Source organism: uncultured Turicibacter sp., assembly GCF_938044715.1.
Lineage (GTDB): Bacteria > Bacillota_I > Bacilli_A > MOL361 > Turicibacteraceae > Turicibacter > Turicibacter sanguinis.
This window is the reverse complement of record NZ_CALIOS010000073.1, coordinates 1-18,784: the sequence shown is the minus strand read 5'-3', so window position 1 is coordinate 18,784 and position 18,784 is coordinate 1. Positions and strand designations below refer to the sequence as shown.

General features: G+C 33.1%; 21 protein-coding genes and 1 other RNA gene. 16 read left to right on the top strand and 6 right to left on the bottom strand.

Translation table 11 applies throughout. The features are described 5' to 3' along the window. Positions 1 to 344: 344 nt before the first annotated feature. Positions 345 to 725 carry a metal-dependent transcriptional regulator gene (locus QWC74_RS07940; RefSeq protein WP_006785078.1) on the top strand — a complete coding sequence of 127 codons (381 nt, stop codon included), beginning with the start codon at positions 345 to 347 and terminating at the stop codon, positions 723 to 725. A 255-nt stretch (positions 726 to 980) separates the two neighbouring features. On the opposite strand, the gene QWC74_RS07935 is transcribed toward QWC74_RS07940, so the two are convergent. Genes QWC74_RS07935 through QWC74_RS07925 form a run of 3 tightly spaced genes read right to left on the bottom strand, consistent with a single transcriptional unit; the run spans position 981 to position 2,530 of the window. Continuing rightward, on the bottom strand, positions 981 to 1,640 hold the full coding sequence (locus QWC74_RS07935; protein WP_006785795.1) for a deoxynucleoside kinase: 660 nt from the start codon (positions 1,638 to 1,640) through the stop codon (positions 981 to 983). Between the two features lie 2 nt (positions 1,641 to 1,642). After that, positions 1,643 to 2,278 carry a deoxynucleoside kinase gene (locus QWC74_RS07930; RefSeq protein ID WP_006785794.1) on the bottom strand — a complete coding sequence of 212 codons (636 nt, stop codon included), beginning with the start codon at positions 2,276 to 2,278 and terminating at the stop codon, positions 1,643 to 1,645. Between the two features lie 39 nt (positions 2,279 to 2,317). Beyond that, on the bottom strand, positions 2,318 to 2,530 hold the full coding sequence (locus QWC74_RS07925) for a heavy-metal-associated domain-containing protein (RefSeq protein ID WP_006785793.1): 213 nt from the start codon (positions 2,528 to 2,530) through the stop codon (positions 2,318 to 2,320). Between the two features lie 171 nt (positions 2,531 to 2,701). On the opposite strand from QWC74_RS07925, the gene tadA reads away from it, so the two are divergent. The 9 genes from tadA (at position 2,702) to phoU (ending at position 10,528) form a co-directional block, all read left to right on the top strand. Further along, positions 2,702 to 3,190, top strand: a complete 489-nt coding sequence (gene tadA, locus QWC74_RS07920; protein ID WP_006785792.1) for a tRNA adenosine(34) deaminase TadA — start codon at positions 2,702 to 2,704, stop codon at positions 3,188 to 3,190. Between the two features lie 32 nt (positions 3,191 to 3,222). Continuing rightward, positions 3,223 to 3,318: signal recognition particle sRNA small type (ffs, locus tag QWC74_RS07915), an RNA gene on the top strand. A 95-nt stretch (positions 3,319 to 3,413) separates the two neighbouring features. Next, entirely contained in the window at positions 3,414 to 4,106 is a 693-nt protein-coding gene (locus QWC74_RS07910; protein ID WP_006785791.1) for a response regulator transcription factor, read from the top strand. Continuing rightward, positions 4,099 to 5,433 (top strand): cell wall metabolism sensor histidine kinase WalK, encoded by a 1,335-nt coding sequence (locus QWC74_RS07905; RefSeq protein WP_006785790.1) that lies wholly within the window; start codon positions 4,099 to 4,101, stop codon positions 5,431 to 5,433. The genes QWC74_RS07910 and QWC74_RS07905 overlap by 8 nt, the downstream gene beginning before the upstream one ends. Positions 5,434 to 5,701: 268 nt before the next feature. Continuing rightward, the gene (locus QWC74_RS07900) at positions 5,702 to 6,619 is read left to right on the top strand and encodes a substrate-binding domain-containing protein (RefSeq protein WP_006785789.1); all 918 of its coding nucleotides are present in this window, start codon (positions 5,702 to 5,704) and stop codon (positions 6,617 to 6,619) included. Between the two features lie 384 nt (positions 6,620 to 7,003). Further along, a complete protein-coding gene (gene pstC / locus QWC74_RS07895; RefSeq protein WP_006783966.1) occupies positions 7,004 to 7,909 on the top strand; it encodes a phosphate ABC transporter permease subunit PstC in 906 nt (301 codons plus the stop codon). Next, entirely contained in the window at positions 7,909 to 9,078 is a 1,170-nt protein-coding gene (gene pstA / locus QWC74_RS07890; RefSeq protein WP_006783967.1) for a phosphate ABC transporter permease PstA, read from the top strand. Before pstC ends, pstA begins: the two co-directional genes overlap by 1 nt. A gap of 13 nt (positions 9,079 to 9,091) precedes the next feature. After that, a complete protein-coding gene (pstB, locus tag QWC74_RS07885; protein WP_006783968.1) occupies positions 9,092 to 9,844 on the top strand; it encodes a phosphate ABC transporter ATP-binding protein PstB in 753 nt (250 codons plus the stop codon). Positions 9,845 to 9,862: 18 nt separating this feature from the next. Next, on the top strand, positions 9,863 to 10,528 hold the full coding sequence (phoU, locus tag QWC74_RS07880; RefSeq protein ID WP_006783969.1) for a phosphate signaling complex protein PhoU: 666 nt from the start codon (positions 9,863 to 9,865) through the stop codon (positions 10,526 to 10,528). 21 nt (positions 10,529 to 10,549) lie between these two features. On the opposite strand, the gene QWC74_RS07875 is transcribed toward phoU, so the two are convergent. From QWC74_RS07875 to QWC74_RS07865, 3 genes are all read right to left on the bottom strand, one after another. Next, positions 10,550 to 10,933, bottom strand: coding sequence for a MerR family transcriptional regulator (locus QWC74_RS07875; RefSeq protein ID WP_006783970.1), 384 nt, complete (start codon positions 10,931 to 10,933; stop codon positions 10,550 to 10,552). A 61-nt stretch (positions 10,934 to 10,994) separates the two neighbouring features. Further along, the gene (locus QWC74_RS07870; protein ID WP_229040134.1) at positions 10,995 to 11,528 is read right to left on the bottom strand and encodes a flavodoxin family protein; all 534 of its coding nucleotides are present in this window, start codon (positions 11,526 to 11,528) and stop codon (positions 10,995 to 10,997) included. A 70-nt stretch (positions 11,529 to 11,598) separates the two neighbouring features. After that, positions 11,599 to 12,939, bottom strand: coding sequence for an MATE family efflux transporter (locus QWC74_RS07865; RefSeq protein WP_006783972.1), 1,341 nt, complete (start codon positions 12,937 to 12,939; stop codon positions 11,599 to 11,601). Between the two features lie 215 nt (positions 12,940 to 13,154). On the opposite strand from QWC74_RS07865, the gene dnaX reads away from it, so the two are divergent. From dnaX to rpsI, 6 genes are all read left to right on the top strand, one after another. Beyond that, positions 13,155 to 14,972, top strand: a complete 1,818-nt coding sequence (gene dnaX / locus QWC74_RS07860) for a DNA polymerase III subunit gamma/tau (protein WP_006783973.1) — start codon at positions 13,155 to 13,157, stop codon at positions 14,970 to 14,972. 8 nt (positions 14,973 to 14,980) lie between these two features. Next, entirely contained in the window at positions 14,981 to 15,292 is a 312-nt protein-coding gene (locus QWC74_RS07855) for a YbaB/EbfC family nucleoid-associated protein (protein ID WP_006783974.1), read from the top strand. Positions 15,293 to 15,301: 9 nt separating this feature from the next. Next, a complete protein-coding gene (gene recR / locus QWC74_RS07850; protein ID WP_006783975.1) occupies positions 15,302 to 15,904 on the top strand; it encodes a recombination mediator RecR in 603 nt (200 codons plus the stop codon). A 629-nt stretch (positions 15,905 to 16,533) separates the two neighbouring features. Further along, positions 16,534 to 16,722, top strand: a complete 189-nt coding sequence (locus tag QWC74_RS14830) for a pro-sigmaK processing inhibitor BofA family protein (RefSeq protein WP_081448221.1) — start codon at positions 16,534 to 16,536, stop codon at positions 16,720 to 16,722. Between the two features lie 345 nt (positions 16,723 to 17,067). Continuing rightward, complete coding sequence (rplM, locus tag QWC74_RS07845) at positions 17,068 to 17,505, top strand: 50S ribosomal protein L13 (RefSeq protein ID WP_006783976.1); 438 nt, start codon at positions 17,068 to 17,070, stop codon at positions 17,503 to 17,505. A 21-nt stretch (positions 17,506 to 17,526) separates the two neighbouring features. Further along, positions 17,527 to 17,916, top strand: a complete 390-nt coding sequence (gene rpsI / locus QWC74_RS07840; protein WP_009607235.1) for a 30S ribosomal protein S9 — start codon at positions 17,527 to 17,529, stop codon at positions 17,914 to 17,916. Positions 17,917 to 18,784: the final 868 nt, after the last annotated feature.

Sequence of the window (18,784 nt, the reverse complement as noted above, 5' to 3'; positions counted from 1 at the left end):
ATTTGTAACACTACATTTCTTTGTTTTTTCTGTTGTTACAAAACCTAAACTTTCTAAAAATCGCTTCGTATCATCACGACCATTAATCTTTTTAATCAATAATTGTGTTCCAATATCCGCCATCGTAAGTGGCATCATAAGTCCCCCTCTTTAAGTAAGTCTATGCTAACTCGCGTGAAAAAAACAAGTTAGCTTTTGCTAACTGATAATAGTAGTATGCCATGTTTGGATAATGATGTCAATTCAATTTTGAGAAAAAAGTATCAAAGTTGAATTAAATGACCTCAATATGTTAAGATTAACTATATTTATATCATGATTATAAAATGAAAAAGGGGATACCTATGAAGCTACAAGAGTCAGGAGAAAACTACTTAGAAACCATTTTAATTCTCGAACAAAGAAATGGGGTTGTACGCTCTATAGATATTGCGAATGAACTCAACTTTTCAAAAGCGAGTATTAGCCGTGCAATGGGAATTTTAAAAAATGCAGAGCTTATTACAATAGAGAAGAGTGGACAAATTAAACTCACACAATCTGGACATCAAAAAGCAACAGAAATTTTTGAACGCCATTGCTTAATAAAAGAATTTTTAATGATGACCTTAAATATCGATGAAGATCTGGCTGATAAAGATGCTTGTCGTATTGAACATGTTATCAGTCCTGAAACATTTGAACGCATTAAACAAATCACAAAAAAAGGAGTCGATTCAAAGTAGAATCAACTCCTTTTTTTATTTATTTAGGTAACTCTTAGCCTTTTAAATCTCTCTAACTGAGCTTGCGAATTTTTAGAGCATTTTATTCTAAATTATTAATATTTCTATTTGAATGAATGTGAGAATTAGAAATAATCAATGTAGGTTTGTGTAATCTAGCTTCAAGGGGCAACATCCTGGTAAATTTTCGATAGTCACTTGTGGCTACGCCACTACGGACTCTCATCAAATTTCAGCGGATGTTAATCGCCTCTTTCAGCTTTTTGTGTTTAATACTCTTCCGATTTTTGCTAGGATGTAGTCGATTGATTTTTCGTCGTTTACGAGGTCGTATTCATTAATATTTAGACGAAGGACTGGTGCGGATGTAAAGTTTTCAATCCAGTCTTCGTAACGACGGTGTAGGTTGTACCAATATTCAACAGGTGTATCGATTTCCATTTGGCGTCCACGTGTTCCAATACGTCCTACAATTTCATCGATATCTCCTTCAAGGTAAATAATTAAATTAGGATGAGGAAAGTACGGAGTCATCACCATATCGTTAAATAATGAGTTATAAGTATCGAAATCTTCCTTACTCATACTCCCATTATCGTAATTCATTTGAGCAAAAATTGCAGTATCTTCATAAATTGAACGGTCCTGAATAAATCCACCACCGTATTGAAACATTCTTTTTTGTTCCTTAAAACGCTCTGCTAAAAAATAAATTTGTAAGTGGAAAGACCAACGATTAAAATCTTGGTAATACTTTTCAAGATAAGGGTTTCCATCTACCTTTTCAAAAGAAGTTCTAAAATCTAGAGTTTCTGCTAATTTTTTTGTTAACGTTGATTTACCAACTCCAACAGTTCCTGCAATCGTAATAATCGCATCGCGTGGAATTCCGTATTTTTCACATGCCTCGTACATTCTTAATCCTCCTGACCAATCATTTCATCGATTTTCTTGATAACTTGTTGTAAGTGCTTTGGATTATTTACATAATCAAGCTCATCACCATTCAGTTCAATAACCTTAATTTCCTCATGATTTTCTTTTAACAATGCTGTATATTCATGATAAGAATCGATTAAAGTCTGAAGATAATTGGGATCAATATTTTGTTCAAAATGACGGTTTCTCATTTTAATACGCTTCATAATCGTTTCAAGCGTCGCATTTACAATAATAATAACATTTGGCTTAGGAAGATCTTCCTCTAGAATATGATAAATTTTTTGATACTTATTAAAATTATTAACGTCGAGCGTCATCTTACTAAAAATCACATTTTTAAATAAATGATAATCAGATACAACAGATTTCTGATTATCTAAAAAATCTTTTTGAATATCTGTTAACTGTTTATAACGATTCGTTAAGAAAAACATTTCTGTTTGAAATGCCCAAGAATCAATATCATCATAAAATTTATCTAAAAAAGGATTTTCATAAACAATTTCTTTTAAAAGATGATAATTATAATGCTTTGAAAGTAAGGTCGCTAAAGAGGTTTTCCCAATTCCGATAGGACCTTCAATGGCTATAAAATAAGGTTTGTTCTTCATATCTGTCACTCCTGCTACGATAAAAAAAAGAAGTTCGAATTATCGAACTGTGTATCCTAAACGATTAAATGCATCTAAAATATATTTTGGCGAACCGATACTATCGTTGTAACGAACTGATACTAGTTTAAGAGAAAGATTAATATCTAATTTTTCAACCCCATCTAAATTTGTTTCAAAATAACTCTCGATTTTTTTAACATCCTCATCCGTTTTTAAATTTTCAACGTTAATCATGAACGTTTTAACCATCATCCTCACCTCAGACTTTCTTAAGATTTAGTCTTGATAACAGTAATATTTTATCATAGAATAGATGAGAATCATTCATTTTTGTACGAAAAAATTTAATGACTTTGATTAAAGATTATCTAAAGAGAATAAAGTCGTTAAGAAAAGAATAAACTAACAAGGTGGTGACTTATGAAGCACATAACATATATGCAAGCAGCAATAGAAGAAGCTAAAAAAGCGCAAAACCTTGGTGAAGTTCCTATTGGAGCTGTTATCGTCAAAGATGGAGAAATCATCGCTAGAGGTTATAACTTGCGAGAAACAAGTCAACTTTCAAATGCCCATGCTGAAATGATTGCTATTGCAAAGGCTAATGAAATGGTTGGTTCCTGGCGTCTTGAAGATTGTACACTATATGTTACACTTGAACCTTGTCCAATGTGTGCAGGTGCAATCGTACAATCGCGAATTCCAACCGTGGTATTCGGAGCCCATGATCCTAAAGGTGGATGCTGCGGAACTATTTATAATTTACTTGATGAGTCGAAATTTAATCATCGTTGTGAGCTAGTATCCGGTGTTTTAGAAGAAGAATGTGGACAACTTTTGTCAGATTTTTTCAGAAATTTACGCCAGAAAAAAAAGCAGCAGCGTGTTGACAATGAGACTTCAAATTGATATACTAAATGTGTATCAATTGAAACTCTCTTTTGGTACCCTTATTCAATAGGACGTTGTGAACCAGGTCAGGACAGGAATGTAGCAGCCTTAAGCAATTAGTTTTATGTGGGTAAGGGTACCAAAGGGGAGTTTTTTTTATTCCTTAACAGAATTTTAACAAACCCAAAGATTTAAATATGATAAAATGAGCATAATTAGATGGTTTTGGAGGGTTGAATACATGAGCAAGAGAATATTGGTTGTTGAGGATGAGTTTTCTATTCAACGAATTTTACAATACGATTTAACACAATCAGGTTTTTTAGTTGACTTAGCTAGTGATGGTGAGGAAGGATTAAAAAAGGCGCTGGTTAATGATTATGATGTCATTTTACTCGATATCATGTTGCCTAAAAAAGATGGATTTGCAGTTTGTAAAGAGTTACGAGCCCAAAATATTTCAACGTACATCGTCATGCTTTCAGCACGTGATGATGAATTGGACCGTGTATCAGGACTTGATTTTGGAGCAGATGATTATATGACAAAACCATTCTCATCAAGAGAAGTGGTTTCAAAAATTAAAGCCATTATTCGCCGTAAAGAAGTCTTATCTAGTGAAAAAAATAAAAATTATTTAGGATACAGAAGTATTAAATTAGATAATAGTCGCTTTGAAGTATTAGTAAATGGGCAAGTTATCGATTTTACGTTGAAAGAATATGAATTGTTAGAGTTTTTAATTCAACATAAAGGGCAAGCCATGTCTCGGGATGTGTTACTTGATCGCCTATGGGGATTTGAATACGATGGGGATACGCGAATCGTTGACGTTCACATTTTTAAGATTCGTGAAAAATTAAAAGATTATGGAATTAAAATTAAAACGATTCGTGGAATTGGCTATATGCTAGAGGATGAAGTCCATGATTAGTAGTCGCCACGAATTACTGGCCCTCTTCATTGTTTTTATTACCTTACTCATAGTTAATGTTCATAGTGAACCAAGTTTTCCAGTGACAGTTGTTTTTTTATTAGTGCTATTGATCCTAATGTTTATGCAATATCGCCGAGCTATGAAATATTTAGAGCAACTAAGAAAATATGATAAAGTAGCTGAAAGTATTCAGTCTCAAAAAAAATGGAGTATGGTTGCGCCTCTTGTGATTGAACAGCAAGAGGTTTTAGGAATTAAATATAATAAGTTGATGCGATTTATTCAACAACAGGAATATCGAAATCGTCGAAATATGCAAATTATTAGTATTATTACAAATAGCATTGAGGATCCGATGGTTATTTTAAACATTAGTGGTGAACTTGAGTATGCCAATAATCGATTCAAAAAATGGGTTGATTTATCCGCATTAAAAACTGTTTCGTTTAATGAAGTTAAACAACCAGAACTTCGTAAAGTATTAGAAGATGCATTAATTTGTGAAACAACACGAAAAAAAACATTAGAAATTGATCAAAAATTTTATATTTCTACTGCTAATCCAATTTACAACGAACATGATGATTTTAATGGATCGGTTATTATTTTTCATGATATTACTGATCTTCAAAAATATCAAAATCTTCAAAAAGAATTTTTCGGAAATGTTTCTCATGAATTAAAAACTCCAATTAGTGCAATTAAGGGATGTACAGAAATTCTATTAAATGGAGCGAAAAATGACCCGGCGGCATTAGATGAATTTTTAACGATGATTTCAGATGAGAATAATCGAATGGAACAACTTGTTAAAGATTTATTATTGATTAATCGATATGAATTTGATCAGATTAAAATGAAAACTGAAGTATTTTGTTTAAATGAATTGTTGACCGATTGTATTGTTCAACCTTTAAATGTTGCGAAGTTAAAACACCAAAAAATTAAACTTGAAGCACCAGAGCAATATCAAATAGAAGGAGATTACATTCAACTTAAACATTGTTTTCTTAATTTGTTAACAAATGCTATTCATTATTCAGGTGAAAATACAACGATTACTGTTAAAGCCAAAGCAGTAGGGGAATATTATCAAATTCAAGTTATTGATCAAGGCATCGGGATTCCAAGCGCAGATTTACCTCATATTTTTGAACGATTTTATCGTGTGGATAGAGCAAGATCTCGTCATACAGGGGGGACTGGACTTGGATTATCGATTGTTCAGTCTATTATTGAAGCACATAAAGGCCGTATAATGGTTAACAGTGAACTAAATGTAGGAACAACATTTACCGTTTCTTTACCTAAGAAAAAGAAGTAGTTTAAAATAAACTACTTCTTTTTTTATGCATGAAGAACATGGTTAGATACAGAATAAAACTAGATAATCCCTTGTAATTGAGATAGATTTTTAAAAATCTTAGCAGGACCAAGAATGACTAATTAAAAAATATATACCAGACTTCTGTTTCTACATTAGTTAATTTTATCTTAACCGTTTCTTAACAGAAAATTAATATTTCTAAAACAGATTTATATTACAATAACAACATAAGGAAACAGATTTAAAAAATGGAGGAATGAACATAATGAAGAAATTAATGTCTATTATGGCGGCGGCAGCTTTAACTTTTTCACTAGCTGCATGTGGATCAAAAACTGAAACATCAGAACAGCCGCAAACATCAACAGAAGGTTCTAATACTGAAACAACAAGCCTAGGTGTCATCGATGTTGTGAGCCGTGAAGAAGGTTCAGGGACTCGTAGCGCATTCGAAGAAATTATCGGATTTAACGTAGACGGTGAAGATCCAATGACTAGTAATGCAACAATCAAAGATGGAAACGGTGTAGTTGCAACATATGTAGCTGGAAACGAATCAGCAATCGGATACGTATCATTCGTAACATTAGAAGAAAAAGCATCAGAATTAAAAGGATTAACAGTTGATGGAGTTGAACCAACAGCTGCCAATGTATTAGAAGGAACTTACGGTGTGTCTCGTCCATTTATGATGGTATATAAGGATGAAAACCTAACAGATGTTGAACGTGCATTCATCGACTTCTTAGCTTCAAAAGATGGATTAGAAGTCTTAGAGTCAACGGGAACAATTGTTGATACTGCCAATGCAGAAGATTTTGATATGTCTAAATATGATAACTTAACAGGAAATATGACATTAGGTGGATCAACCTCAACTGAAAAAGCAGTAAAAGCTGCAGCGGATGAATTCACAGCATTATTCCCAAAAGTAACTTACACTTATGATGGAACAGGATCTGGAACAGGTGTTAAAAATGCACAAGATGGAACTTACACATTAGGATTCGCATCTCGTGAATTAAAAGAATCAGAAATCGAAAGTGGTTTAGCATACTCAACATTATGTATGGATGGAATCGCAGTTGTTGTTAATAAAGAAAACTCAACAAACGATATCACACTAGAACAAATTCGAGAAGTATACACAGGAAAAATTACTGACTGGAATGAAGTAAAATAACAACAAAAAAACGAGACAACGAGAGTCTCGTTTTTTTTTATGCTTTTAAATAGATATAAATTTAATGAAAAGAAATATTTGTATTTTTAGTATCAAAACAATTGTAAATCCATTTAGGTAACGTATCTTTATCGAGCAGCTCCTCTATGAAATTCGATAAAGTTGATTGGAGCCCAGACCGCTTCGATCACTTTCTCTTCATTTCTACGATGAGCTAAGCGCTCGCTTCAGCTTTTTTGTGTAATCTAGCTTCATCGAGCAGCTCCTCTATGAAATTCGATAAAGTTGATTGGAGCAAAAACCACTTCGATCACTTTCTCTTCATTTCTACGATGAGCTAAGCGCTCGATTCAGCTTTTTAAATTTAAAAATGAGGTGTTGAGATTGAAAAAGGATATGGCTATTAATCGTAAACGCGTCTTTCTAGAACGATTCTTTCATATCGTATTCCTAGTAGCTGCGCTATTTGCGGTCATCAGTGTTGCATTAATTATTATCTTTATTTTTGGTAAAGGGTTGGCTCCGTTTTTCCCAAATAATAAATTCGGAACCTATAACTTTATCGACTTTATCACCGGCTTACAGTGGAAGCCTAAAATAGGAGATTATGGAATTGGATATATGATTGTTAGCTCGATTGTAGCCACATTAGGTGCTATCGTTATTGGAGTTCCAATTGCTTTATTAACTTCAATTTTTATTGCAGAAGTTGCGCCAAAATGGTTAGCAAACATCGTGCGTCCTGCGGTGGAATTATTAGCTGCCATTCCGTCTGTATTATATGGGGTCTTTGGGTTTGCTGTCATTACACCCATGGTTAAATCAATTTCTCCTTATCCAACAGGGGATTCATTATTAGCTGTTATTATCGTTTTAACAATTATGATTTTGCCAACAATTGTTGCCGTTGTTGAAACAGCTATTAGAGCAGTTCCGTCTAGTTATAAAGAAGGATCTCTTGCGCTTGGAGCCTCAAAAATGCAAACTATTTTCAAAGTCATCTTACCTGCTGCCAAATCAGGAATTTTAACAGGGGTCATTCTTGGAGTAGGGCGCGCGATTGGGGAAACAATGGCTGTTATCTTAGTAGCGGGAAATCCGGAATCAGGCATTCCACAAACAATTTTCGATCGTGTTCGTCTATTAACAACAAATATTGCATTAGAACAGGGATATGCAGCAGAACTTCATGAACAAATGTTATTCTCAACAGCTGTTATCTTATTTATCTTTATCATGATTATCAATCTAGTATTATCTAGAATTCAAGCAAAGGCAGGTGACCGTTAATGGTTAGTCGTAAAGTAAAAGATAACTTATTAAACGGATTAATTTGGTTATCTGCAGCAGTATCGGTGGGACTTTTAGTTTCAATCGTTTACTTTATTTTCTCAAATGGATGGTCTTTAATTAGTTGGGATTTCTTAACTAACGATTATGAATCACAGACACAATATGTAAATGTGGTGACAGATAAAACATTTATAGCACCAACAAACCTTTCAAGTGATGAATATTTCTCTGAAAATTTAGGTATCGCTATTGAACAGACAGAAGAAGGGTATGAAATCGTCTATGTAGATGATGCTTCTCCAGTAAAACATGCAATCAATAACGCTGATGAAGCATTCCCAGTTAAAGTAGGATATGAATTATCACAAATCAATGGAGACGGTGGAAATTTAAAAATTAAAGCTAATACACCGGTAGAAGATATTATCAATACACTAAACAGAAGCAATGAATTAATGTTAAAAGTAACATCACCAGGTGGCGGAATATTCCCAATGATTGTTTCAACTTTAATGCTAATCGCAGTTGCTTTATTATTTGCTGCACCAATCGGAATTTTAGCTGCAATTTACATGGTTGAGTACGCTAAACCAGGTAAACTTGTTAACATGATTCGTTTTGCAACAGAAGTTCTTTCAGGAATTCCATCAGTCGTATTTGGACTTTTTGGGATGTTGATCTTCGTTAATACCTTTAAATTAGGAATGTCTATTTTATCGGGTGGATTAACATTGATGATTCTTTTATTGCCAACGATGATGAGAACGACGGAAGAGGCTTTAAAATCAGTGCCGATGAGTTACCGTGAAGCTTCCTATGGACTTGGAGCTAACAAAATTCAAACACTATCAAAAGTTGTATTACCAAGTGCTATTCCTGGTATCTTGGTCGGAGTTATCTTATCAATCGGACGTACAATCGGGGAATCAGCAGCCTTATTATTTACAATTGGAACATTTGCAAAATTACCGGTTAATCCAAGCAGTGGGACATTATCATTATTTGAAACAGGAACTTCATTAACAGTTCGTGCTTATGTGGAAGTAAAAGAATCAGGTAATATTCAGATGGCGGCTGCAATTGGAATTGTCATTTTAGTGATCGTATTCACATTAAATTTAGTTTCACGACTAATTTCAAGAAAATTCAGTAAGGCAAATTACTAGGAGAGTGACGAAGATGTCAAACAAATTTCAGGTTAATGATTTAAACTTATTTTATGGAAGCTTCCAAGCTCTCCATCATATCAATATCGAAATTCCAGAACGTAAAGTAACTGCATTTATTGGACCTTCAGGGTGTGGAAAGTCAACGTTTTTACGTACCTTAAATCGTATGAATGACTTAATTGAAACAGTTAAAATTACTGGATCTGTAAAATTAGATGGGGAAGATATCTATTCTGATATCGATGTCATGAAATTAAGAACACGCGTTGGAATGGTATTCCAAAAACCAAATCCATTTCCAATGAGTATTTTTGATAACATTGCTTACGGACCACGCTGCCAAGGGATTAAAGATAAAAAGAAATTAGAAGAAATTGTTGAAAAATCATTACGTGGTGCTGCATTATGGGATGAAGTAAAAGATCGTTTAAATAAATCAGCATTAGGATTATCAGGTGGACAACAACAACGTTTATGTATTGCTCGTGCCATTGCAATGGAACCAGAAGTTATTCTGATGGACGAACCAACATCAGCACTTGATCCAATTGCAACTCAAAAAGTTGAAGAATTAATGGAAGAACTAAAAGAGAAATATACAATCGTTATCGTAACACACTCAATGCAACAAGCGGCTCGTATCTCTGATAAAACTGCTTTCTTCCTAATGGGAGAACTAATTGAGTTTGATGATACAGATAAAATCTTTACAAATCCAAAAGACAAGCGTACTGAAGACTATATTACAGGACGTTTCGGATAAAAAAGAGGGTGACATGGAATGAAAAAAACAAGGTTAGAATCAGATTATGATGCTCTACTTGGTGAAATTAGCAAACTTTCATCACTAACAGTAGAAGCATACCAAAACACATTAAATGCTTTAAAAACATTAGATGTTGAAATTGCTTTACAAATTATAAAAAGCGATCAAAACATTGATGACTTACAAGAAGAAATTCAAGAAGAAGCAACAATTTTAATTGTTCGTCAACAACCAGTCGCTAGTGATTTACGTAAAATCTTAATGATTATGCGATTAGCCAATGAGTATGAACGTATTGCAGACTATACGAAAAACCTAGCTGAATACATCATCTTAATTAAACAGAATGAATCAATTGAGCATTATCAGAAAAATGTAGATAAGTTAGTAAAAATGTTAGAAATTGTAATTAATATGTTAAAACTTGTCATCGAAGGATTAAGAACAGAAGATAAAACAAAAGTTAAAGAAGCAGCTGATATGGATAAACAAGTAGATGAAATCTATCAAGAACTATTAGCTTCTTTAATTACACATATCCAAGTTGTTGATGGCAAAGTATTCGGAACAGCTTATGCTATTCTAATTAATAAGTATATCGAACGTGCAGGGGACCACGTCACAAATATTGCAGAAGAAGTATTATACGCATTAAAAGGTCGCCGTTATCACTTAAATTAAAAAGCTCCCAACCGGGAGCTTTTATTTTTTTCTTCTAAACGATTCTTCTCTTGGAATCACATGTTGCTCATAAAATTCAATCTTGCCATTTAATCGTGTAACTGTCTTTTGTAACTCTGCAATCTTCTCAAGTAATACATCGCGCTGCTCAATTAGTATTTCCTTGCGGGCAGAGCTTGTTTCCTCACCTTGTTGGAATAATGTCACATACTCAATTAAAACCTCAATAGGCAGCCCAGAAGCACGCATACACTTAATAAATTCAATCCATGTACAATCATCTTCAGAATAATTTCTAATCCCATTCTTATTTCGTTGTACTGGAGGAATCAACCCAATCCGTTCATAATAACGTAGCGTATCCGCCGATAACCCAAGTCGCTCGCTAACCTCTTTAATATTCATTGCTAAATCCTCCAATAAAAGTCCTTATTAATAGTTATTATCTAATGAAATATATGCTATCTTATAAACTTTTTCCCATTTCGTAAGCTTGTATCATCAAATCAGTTTTTAAAGCATCGCCTTTTTGCCAAACCCCAGTCCCATAAAGAACACCTTTTTCCTTAGCTCCCTCTAAGCAGTCTATAAAACCTCGGAACCCTTCAACTGTCGGTTTTAATGCTTGTGGGTTACTATCAGCAGCCGTCACAATAAAATAGAAATCTTTATCAATAATCTTAATATATTTAGCTACTGTTCGATCAATCAATGTCTTCATCTGGGCATCCATCGAATAAAAATAAACAGGAGAAGCCATCACAATCACATCAGACAAAATCATCTGAGTCAAAATATCCGCCATGTCATCTTTAATCACACAACGTCCACCATTTCCTCGACAACCATCGCAAGCCATACAATAATTAATCTGCTTATCTCTTAAAAAAACCTTCAAAACCTCATGTCCAGCATCAATTGCTCCCCGCATAAACTCATCACATAACAAATCTGAATTTCCATGTCTTCTTGGACTACCCGATAAAATTAAAACCCTCATCAAAATCCCTCCCTCCATACTAACATACCCCTTGGAGTTAACTCCAAGTCAATAGAAAAAATGGATATCTCTAATCAAGAGGTATCCATTTTCCTTTTACCGTATAAATAATCATCAAAATAGCGCCTATCGTCCAAGAAATAGGATATCCAAGAAACACCCCTTCAATACTCGGATTAAATGCCAAAACACCCATAATCCATAAAACCCTTACCACACATAAACTAACAATCGAAATCATCATAGTAATCATTGTTTTCCCAGCTCCACGCACCGATCCAACTAACGACTGCATAACTGCTAACATGATGTACGCGGGAATCAGACACTGTAACATACTACGCCCATATTTGAGAACATCAGGTTCTTGAGAGAAGATTTTTAGTGCCTCACTACCAAATGCATACATTAATAAAGATACAATGATTGTGTAAATCGAAGTCATCCACAATGTTGTCTTCAACCCTTGTTTCATACGATCATACTGACGTGCCCCTAAATTTTGACCAATAAAGGTAGTAGACGCCATCCCAAAACTCATAATTGGCAAAATCATAAAACCATCTAATTTGATATAGGCGCTACATCCCGCAATAGCCGCCGCTCCGAAACCATTAATACTACTTTGGACAATGGCATTAGATAATGAAACAATAACTGACTGCAAGCCTGTTGGAATTCCAACCATCACAATCTCCTGAAATACAAGCTTATGAACACGGATTTCTTTAATAACAAGACGATAGCTCTCAGACGTCTTTATCAGATGAATCGCTAGTAAAATAGCCGAAACACCTTGAGCAAGTAACGTTGCCAGAGCTACGCCTGCAACTCCCATCTTGAATCCAACTACAAATAATAAATCAAGTACAATGTTTATTACAGATGAAATACATAAATAATATAAAGGTCGCCTCGAATCTCCAACTGCCCTCAAAATTCCAGCGCCCATATTATAAACAAGCAAAAACAAACTCCCAACAAAATACAACCTCAAATACAACACCGAATCTTGCAACACCTCATCAGGTGTTCCCATAATTCTTAAAATCCATGGAGAAAACATCATCCCCACAACCGTTAAAAAAATACCGGCTAAAATGCTAAGTGCTAGCGCCGTATGAACAGATTCTCTTAAACGCTTCTCATCTTTCGCTCCGTAAAATTGGGAAATAATAATTCCAGCACCTGTTGCAATTCCCATAAAAAATCCCACTAATAAATTAATAATTGGGGTACTTGCCCCAACTGCTGCCAGAGCTTGGCTTCCGACATAGTTTCCGACAATAATTGAATCAACTGTATTATAGAGCTGTTGAAATAGGTTCCCGACTAATAAGGGAATCGAAAATAATAAAAGTTGCTTCCAAATAACTCCCTCAGTCATCAAATTAGTTTTTTTCTCCATCATATCTTATCCCTCATAGTAAAATTTAAAATCTGATTGTTTTTAAACCTTTAGCTCAGTTTAATGTCTATTTATAATATTTTACACAATTTGGAATATTAATCAATTGATTTAAAAATGATTATAAAATGAAAATAAATGTGAAAACCAATAAATCTATCTAAAGTTTTTATGTTATAATCAAATTAACTTTGAAACTAGAGAGTAGGAAATCTTTTATGTCATACAATGCATTATATCGTGCTCATCGTCCCCAAAAATTTAGCGATGTAGTGGGACAAGTTCATATCGTTAGAACGATTCAAAATGCACTTAAACATGAACGTTTATCACATGCGTATTTATTTTGTGGACCACGCGGAACCGGAAAGACATCAATTGCTAAAATTATCGCAAAAGCTGTAAACTGTGTGAATTATCCAACTGATGAACCTTGTAATGAGTGTGTTAATTGTACAACCATTACAAACGGCTCTAATTCAGATGTATTTGAAATTGATGCAGCTAGTAATAATGGTGTAGATGAAATCCGTGAAATTAGAGATAAAGTTAAATATGCACCGACAATGGGGCGATATAAAGTATATATCATCGATGAGGTGCACATGTTATCCACAGGGGCTTTTAATGCACTTTTAAAAACGTTAGAAGAACCCCCTAAACATGTTATTTTTATTTTAGCTACAACAGAGCCACATAAAATCCCACCTACTATTATTTCTCGTTGTCAACGCTTTGATTTTAAACAGATTTCTACTAAAGAAATCACACAACATTTATCAGAAATTTTAACTAGTCAAAACATTGAGTTTGAAGAAGATGCTGTTCAATTAGTTGCTGAATTAGCTGAAGGTGGAATGCGTGATGCCTTAAGTTTACTTGATCAGGTTATTTCATATTCGTACGATAAGATTCTCATCGATGATGTTCATGCTTTAAGTGGAACAATTGCAAATCATCAGTTGTTACAAATTATTAGAGGAATAAAGGATTTAGATTTTTCAACAATCATTGATTTAATCCAGGAGATGATTGACCAAGGAAAAGAAGCAATCCGTATTATAGATGGATTAATTAATGTTTATAGAGATTTATTGATGTATCAAAAAATAGGAAATTCTTCTAACATCTCTAATTTACTAATCTCTGACGAACTATTTATCCCATTAACGGAAGAATTACGTTCTGCACAAATTGTACAATATTTATTTAAATTAAATAAATTACAGAATGAAATGAGATTTGCGAATCATCCTGAATTAATGCTCGAAGTTGGGCTATTAAGTTTAACTGAAACTGACTCAGAAATGACAGGGAATAAGGCAGACTATGAGATAGAAATCAATGATTTGAAAAAAGAAATTGAGGTATTAAAAAGATTAGTTAAAAAAGTTGAGAGTATACCAACTACAGTTGCATCTAATCATACAAAAATCATTAACCAAGATGATTCTCAATTTAAAATGAATTTATTTCAAGAAGACACTAAAGTATCAGATTTCAAACTTCCAGCCACAGAAGACCATATTATCTTACCTGAACATATCACACCAGAAATGTTAACCATTGAACAAGTTTTATCTCATGCAAGTAAACAAGCAAGAGATAATGTCTTAGAAAAATGGTCCCAGTTAAATCCCATTAAAATGCCTGAGTACAAAGATGTTATTGTCTTATTACAAGATGGTAGTGTTGTCGCAGCTTCAGATGAAGGATTTATTTTAACTTACAAACATGAACCGGGATGTAGACGATTACTAAGAGAAGATAATAAAAAAATTGCTGAACAAATTGTGGCTTATCTATTTGGTCGTCCGTATGCTTTTAATGTCATGCCAGAGTCTTTTTGGCTTGAACAAAGACAAAGTTATTTAGAACAAAAGAAACAAGGTATTGAACCTAGACTAAAACAATATAGTCAGGATATTAAAAATGTGATAAATTATAATGAGGAAGTTCAGTCTAAGAAAGATGATTTTATTGATAATATTGTCAATTTATATGGGGCTGACTTAGTGAATATAATAGACGAGTAGGAGTAGTGATGATTATGAATCCAATGATGATGAAAAAAATTCAAAAAATGCAAAAAGATATGTTAAAAGCACAAAAGGATATTGAAGAATCAGTATTCACAGGTTCTGCTGCAGGTGGAATGGTAACAATTGAGGTTAAAGGTACAAAAGAAATTAACAAAGTAAACATTAATCCATCAGTTGTTGACCCAGAAGATGTAGAAATGTTAGAAGATGTTATTTTATTAGCATTAAATGATGCATTCCGCCAAGTTGATGAAAAAACTGAATCAACAATGGGACAATTCACAAAAGGAATGAATATTCCTGGATTATTCTAAGGAGATATTATGCAATATCCACAACCTATTACAAAATTAATTGAAAGCTTAAGTAAACTTCCAGGTATAGGAAATAAAACTGCGGAACGTCTTGCTTTTTATGTTATAAGTTCTATGAAAGAGGATGATGTAACAACATTTGCTAAAGCTTTAATCGATAGCAAACGTCAGTTATTTAAATGCCCAATTTGTGGGCATATTACAGATACTGACCCATGTTCAATCTGTTCAGATTCACATCGTGATCGTTCATTGATTGCGGTTGTACAAGATCCGAAAGATGTGATCGCTATAGAACGCATGCGTGGGTTTAAAGGGTTATACCATGTATTAAATGGAGTACTGTCTCCACTTGATGGCATGGGACCTGAAGATATCGGGATTCCGGCATTAATCGAACGTTTAAAAGATGAGAATGTAAAAGAATTAATATTAGCTTTAAGTGCAACTCTTGAAGGGGATGCTACTTCACAATACATTGCTAAGTTATTAAAAAATACAGATGTTAAAGTAACGCGAATTGCAAGAGGTCTTGAAATGGGGCGCTCAATCGAGTATGCAGATGAAGTTACTTTAATTCGTGCATTAGAAGGACGTCGTGAACTATTTTAATAATGTAATAGCCATCGTAAAATCATATAACGATGGCTATTTTTTATAGATTTAAGAGATGAAGTGATATTTTTTTACTTTTTGTGAGAAATTAAAAAGATGCTTAGTTTATGAATTTATATAAGAAAAATGAATATTACGAAATAGAATTAGGTTATTTATTATCTAATTTACTTTATAAAATTTAATATTTGAGCGATGGTACAATCGTGAACTAATCCTATCCTTTGAGATTGCGCTAATTACAATTATTTTCTTATTATTATGTTAGGTGTACTTGATCACCTTAGTTTTAGCTAAGGCATTCTATAACCAGTATGAATACAACATTTTAACTGTAATTTCAGAAAGAATTGAGTACGTAATCTTGACAATTAGGATTACCATTAGTGTTACTCTAAGGAGAGCATTGATGTTAGTATAAAATATTCGTTAGAATTTCATCATAGCTTCGTATTTAAGCTTTAACCATTGCTTGGGTATATTTTAGAAGCGGGATATTTTAATAATTTAATCTTTCCTCCTAATATAAAACTTAGTTATATCAACATTTTTAATTGCATATGATAGATTTTAGGAAGGGAGGTGTTTTGTTATTGGAATGATAGTATTTCAATAACAAAAATAATATGAAGACAGTAGGATGGTTAGTTAAAAGATTCATAATTGGAGTATTTGCCTTATATCTTTTTAATATAATCGGAGTATACTTTAATGTATCGATTCCTTTAAATTATATTACTTCTTTTATAACGGGAACTCTTGGCATTCCGGGATTTATATTAGTTTATGTTTTAACTAAAATAGTTTTAGTATAAAAATGGATAGTAGGCATAATCGCTTACTATCCATTTTTATACTGAAATCTAACCAAAATTTGATGATTCATATATAAGAGCGTCCATGTTATAATCAAATACGAAGGAAGTGAAAATATTCTTTCATTTTTTCTTTTGAAATACCATAAAAGTGTTGTTTCAAAAAACATAAAATAAGAGAAAAAATAGAATATTTTTTTCTAAAAATACTTGAAAAAAGAGTTTATTTGGGGTAAAATAGTTAACGGTACATTTTCTTTATTTTCGAGAGAAAATTTGAGCCCCAGCGAATTTTCATTGGATTAAAAAAAATAATTTATAAGTTAAGAAGTAGGAGGCAGGACTATGCGTACAACATTTATGCAAAAATCTCATGAAGTAGATCGTAAATGGTTCGTTGTTGATGCTGCAGATAAAACTTTAGGGCGCTTATCTACAGAAGTAGCAACACTTTTACGTGGAAAACATAAACCAACATTCACACCACATGTAGACTGTGGAGATTATGTAATCGTAATCAATGCTGAAAAAATCAATTTAACAGGAAATAAATTAGCTGACAAATGCTACTACCGTCATTCAGGATATCAAGGTGGATTAACTGTTCGTACAGCTCAACAAATGCGTGATACTCAACCAGAACGTATGTTAGAATTAGCTATCAAAGGTATGTTACCAAAAGGACGTTTAGGACGTGCAACTGGTAAAAAATTATTTGTATATGCTGGAGCAGAACATCCACATGCAGCACAAAAACCAGAAGTTTACGAACTTCGCGGATAATTAAGAGGGAGGTAACAAGATATGACAGTACAATACTTAGGAACTGGTCGTCGTAAAAGTTCAGTTGCTCGTGTACGTTTAGTACCTGGAACTGGAAAAGTAATTATCAACGGTCGCGAATTTGAAGATTATATTCCATCTGCAGCAACTCGTTTAGATATCATGCAACCATTATCATTAACTGAAACAGCTAACCAATATGATGTATTAGTTAATGTACAAGGTGGAGGATTAACAGGTCAAGCTGGAGCAATTCGTTTAGGAATCGCTCGTGCTTTATTACAAGTTGATGCTGAATACCGTCCAACATTAAAACCAGTAGGTTTATTAACTCGTGACTCACGTGCTAAAGAACGTAAAAAATATGGACTTAAAGCAGCTCGTCGTGCTCCACAGTTCTCAAAACGTTAATTTTTCTTTGGAACCACTATTGTGGTTCCTTTTTTATTTTAATAATATAGAAATGTATTCAATAACCTTTACTTTGTCACGAATGGAATGATTGTGTCTCCAGTGTCTGAAAGACTCCTTTGAATGATAATGAATTAAAGTAGCTACATATTTTTTGAGGTTTTTGCGGGTTTCCTTTTCTTTTAAAGAAACCAAGAAAATTATTTCATCGTAAATCTAAGTATGAATTGTTTTTAATGAGATAATGTGTTTAATCTGATATAACAAATTTATTCTAGAACTGAGTTAGATTTAAATAGTTTTGGATAGTAACAAAATATTCGTGCTGAATGTTCAATGTTTTTGTTATTTTAATGTATCATCTCTTTGAGTATTGTTTTCAAAATCAAGAATAAATATTTTGAGATGATAATTCATAAATGAGATCCGTGTTAAGAAGCTTACGTGTAACTTTATTCTATAACAAAGATTGTGATTTGTTGTTTATCATACTCACTATTACAATTGGTAATGCAAAAACGTAAATAGTACTAAGTGATAAAATATTTAAGACACTAAAATAAATGAAAAGAAATTTTTTAAAAAATAAAAAAAGTGTTTGACAGAAAAAACTTGAACATGGTAGAATAGTCAAGTCGTCGAAAGAAGACAAACAAAAGAAATCGAAAGATTTTAAAAACTTCAAAAAAGTGTTTGACAGATAAAGTTGAACATGTTAAAATAATCAAGTCGTCGAAAGAGGACAAAAGAGAAATCGAAAGATTTTGAAAAAAAATCAAAAAGTATTTGACAGATAAAGTTGAACATGTTAAAATAATCAAGTCGTCGAAAGAAGACAAAAAAAGAAATCGAAAGATTTTAAAAAAAC

What these genes read in the sequence shown, in the direction of transcription:
- QWC74_RS07940 (WP_006785078.1), top strand. Translation starts at nt 345, where the DNA reads ATGAAGCTACAAGAGTCAGGAGAAAACTACTTAGAAACCATTTTAATT.
- QWC74_RS07935 (WP_006785795.1), bottom strand. Translation starts at nt 1,640, where the DNA reads ATGTACGAGGCATGTGAAAAATACGGAATTCCACGCGATGCGATTATT.
- QWC74_RS07930 (WP_006785794.1), bottom strand. Translation starts at nt 2,278, where the DNA reads ATGAAGAACAAACCTTATTTTATAGCCATTGAAGGTCCTATCGGAATT.
- QWC74_RS07925 (WP_006785793.1), bottom strand. Translation starts at nt 2,530, where the DNA reads ATGGTTAAAACGTTCATGATTAACGTTGAAAATTTAAAAACGGATGAG.
- tadA (WP_006785792.1), top strand. Translation starts at nt 2,702, where the DNA reads ATGAAGCACATAACATATATGCAAGCAGCAATAGAAGAAGCTAAAAAA.
- QWC74_RS07910 (WP_006785791.1), top strand. Translation starts at nt 3,414, where the DNA reads ATGAGCAAGAGAATATTGGTTGTTGAGGATGAGTTTTCTATTCAACGA.
- QWC74_RS07905 (WP_006785790.1), top strand. Translation starts at nt 4,099, where the DNA reads ATGATTAGTAGTCGCCACGAATTACTGGCCCTCTTCATTGTTTTTATT.
- QWC74_RS07900 (WP_006785789.1), top strand. Translation starts at nt 5,702, where the DNA reads ATGAAGAAATTAATGTCTATTATGGCGGCGGCAGCTTTAACTTTTTCA.
- pstA (WP_006783967.1), top strand. Translation starts at nt 7,909, where the DNA reads ATGGTTAGTCGTAAAGTAAAAGATAACTTATTAAACGGATTAATTTGG.
- pstB (WP_006783968.1), top strand. Translation starts at nt 9,092, where the DNA reads ATGTCAAACAAATTTCAGGTTAATGATTTAAACTTATTTTATGGAAGC.
- phoU (WP_006783969.1), top strand. Translation starts at nt 9,863, where the DNA reads ATGAAAAAAACAAGGTTAGAATCAGATTATGATGCTCTACTTGGTGAA.
- QWC74_RS07875 (WP_006783970.1), bottom strand. Translation starts at nt 10,933, where the DNA reads ATGAATATTAAAGAGGTTAGCGAGCGACTTGGGTTATCGGCGGATACG.
- QWC74_RS07870 (WP_229040134.1), bottom strand. Translation starts at nt 11,528, where the DNA reads ATGAGGGTTTTAATTTTATCGGGTAGTCCAAGAAGACATGGAAATTCA.
- QWC74_RS07865 (WP_006783972.1), bottom strand. Translation starts at nt 12,939, where the DNA reads ATGATGGAGAAAAAAACTAATTTGATGACTGAGGGAGTTATTTGGAAG.
- dnaX (WP_006783973.1), top strand. Translation starts at nt 13,155, where the DNA reads ATGTCATACAATGCATTATATCGTGCTCATCGTCCCCAAAAATTTAGC.
- QWC74_RS07855 (WP_006783974.1), top strand. Translation starts at nt 14,981, where the DNA reads ATGATTATGAATCCAATGATGATGAAAAAAATTCAAAAAATGCAAAAA.
- recR (WP_006783975.1), top strand. Translation starts at nt 15,302, where the DNA reads ATGCAATATCCACAACCTATTACAAAATTAATTGAAAGCTTAAGTAAA.
- QWC74_RS14830 (WP_081448221.1), top strand. Translation starts at nt 16,534, where the DNA reads ATGAAGACAGTAGGATGGTTAGTTAAAAGATTCATAATTGGAGTATTT.
- rplM (WP_006783976.1), top strand. Translation starts at nt 17,068, where the DNA reads ATGCGTACAACATTTATGCAAAAATCTCATGAAGTAGATCGTAAATGG.
- rpsI (WP_009607235.1), top strand. Translation starts at nt 17,527, where the DNA reads ATGACAGTACAATACTTAGGAACTGGTCGTCGTAAAAGTTCAGTTGCT.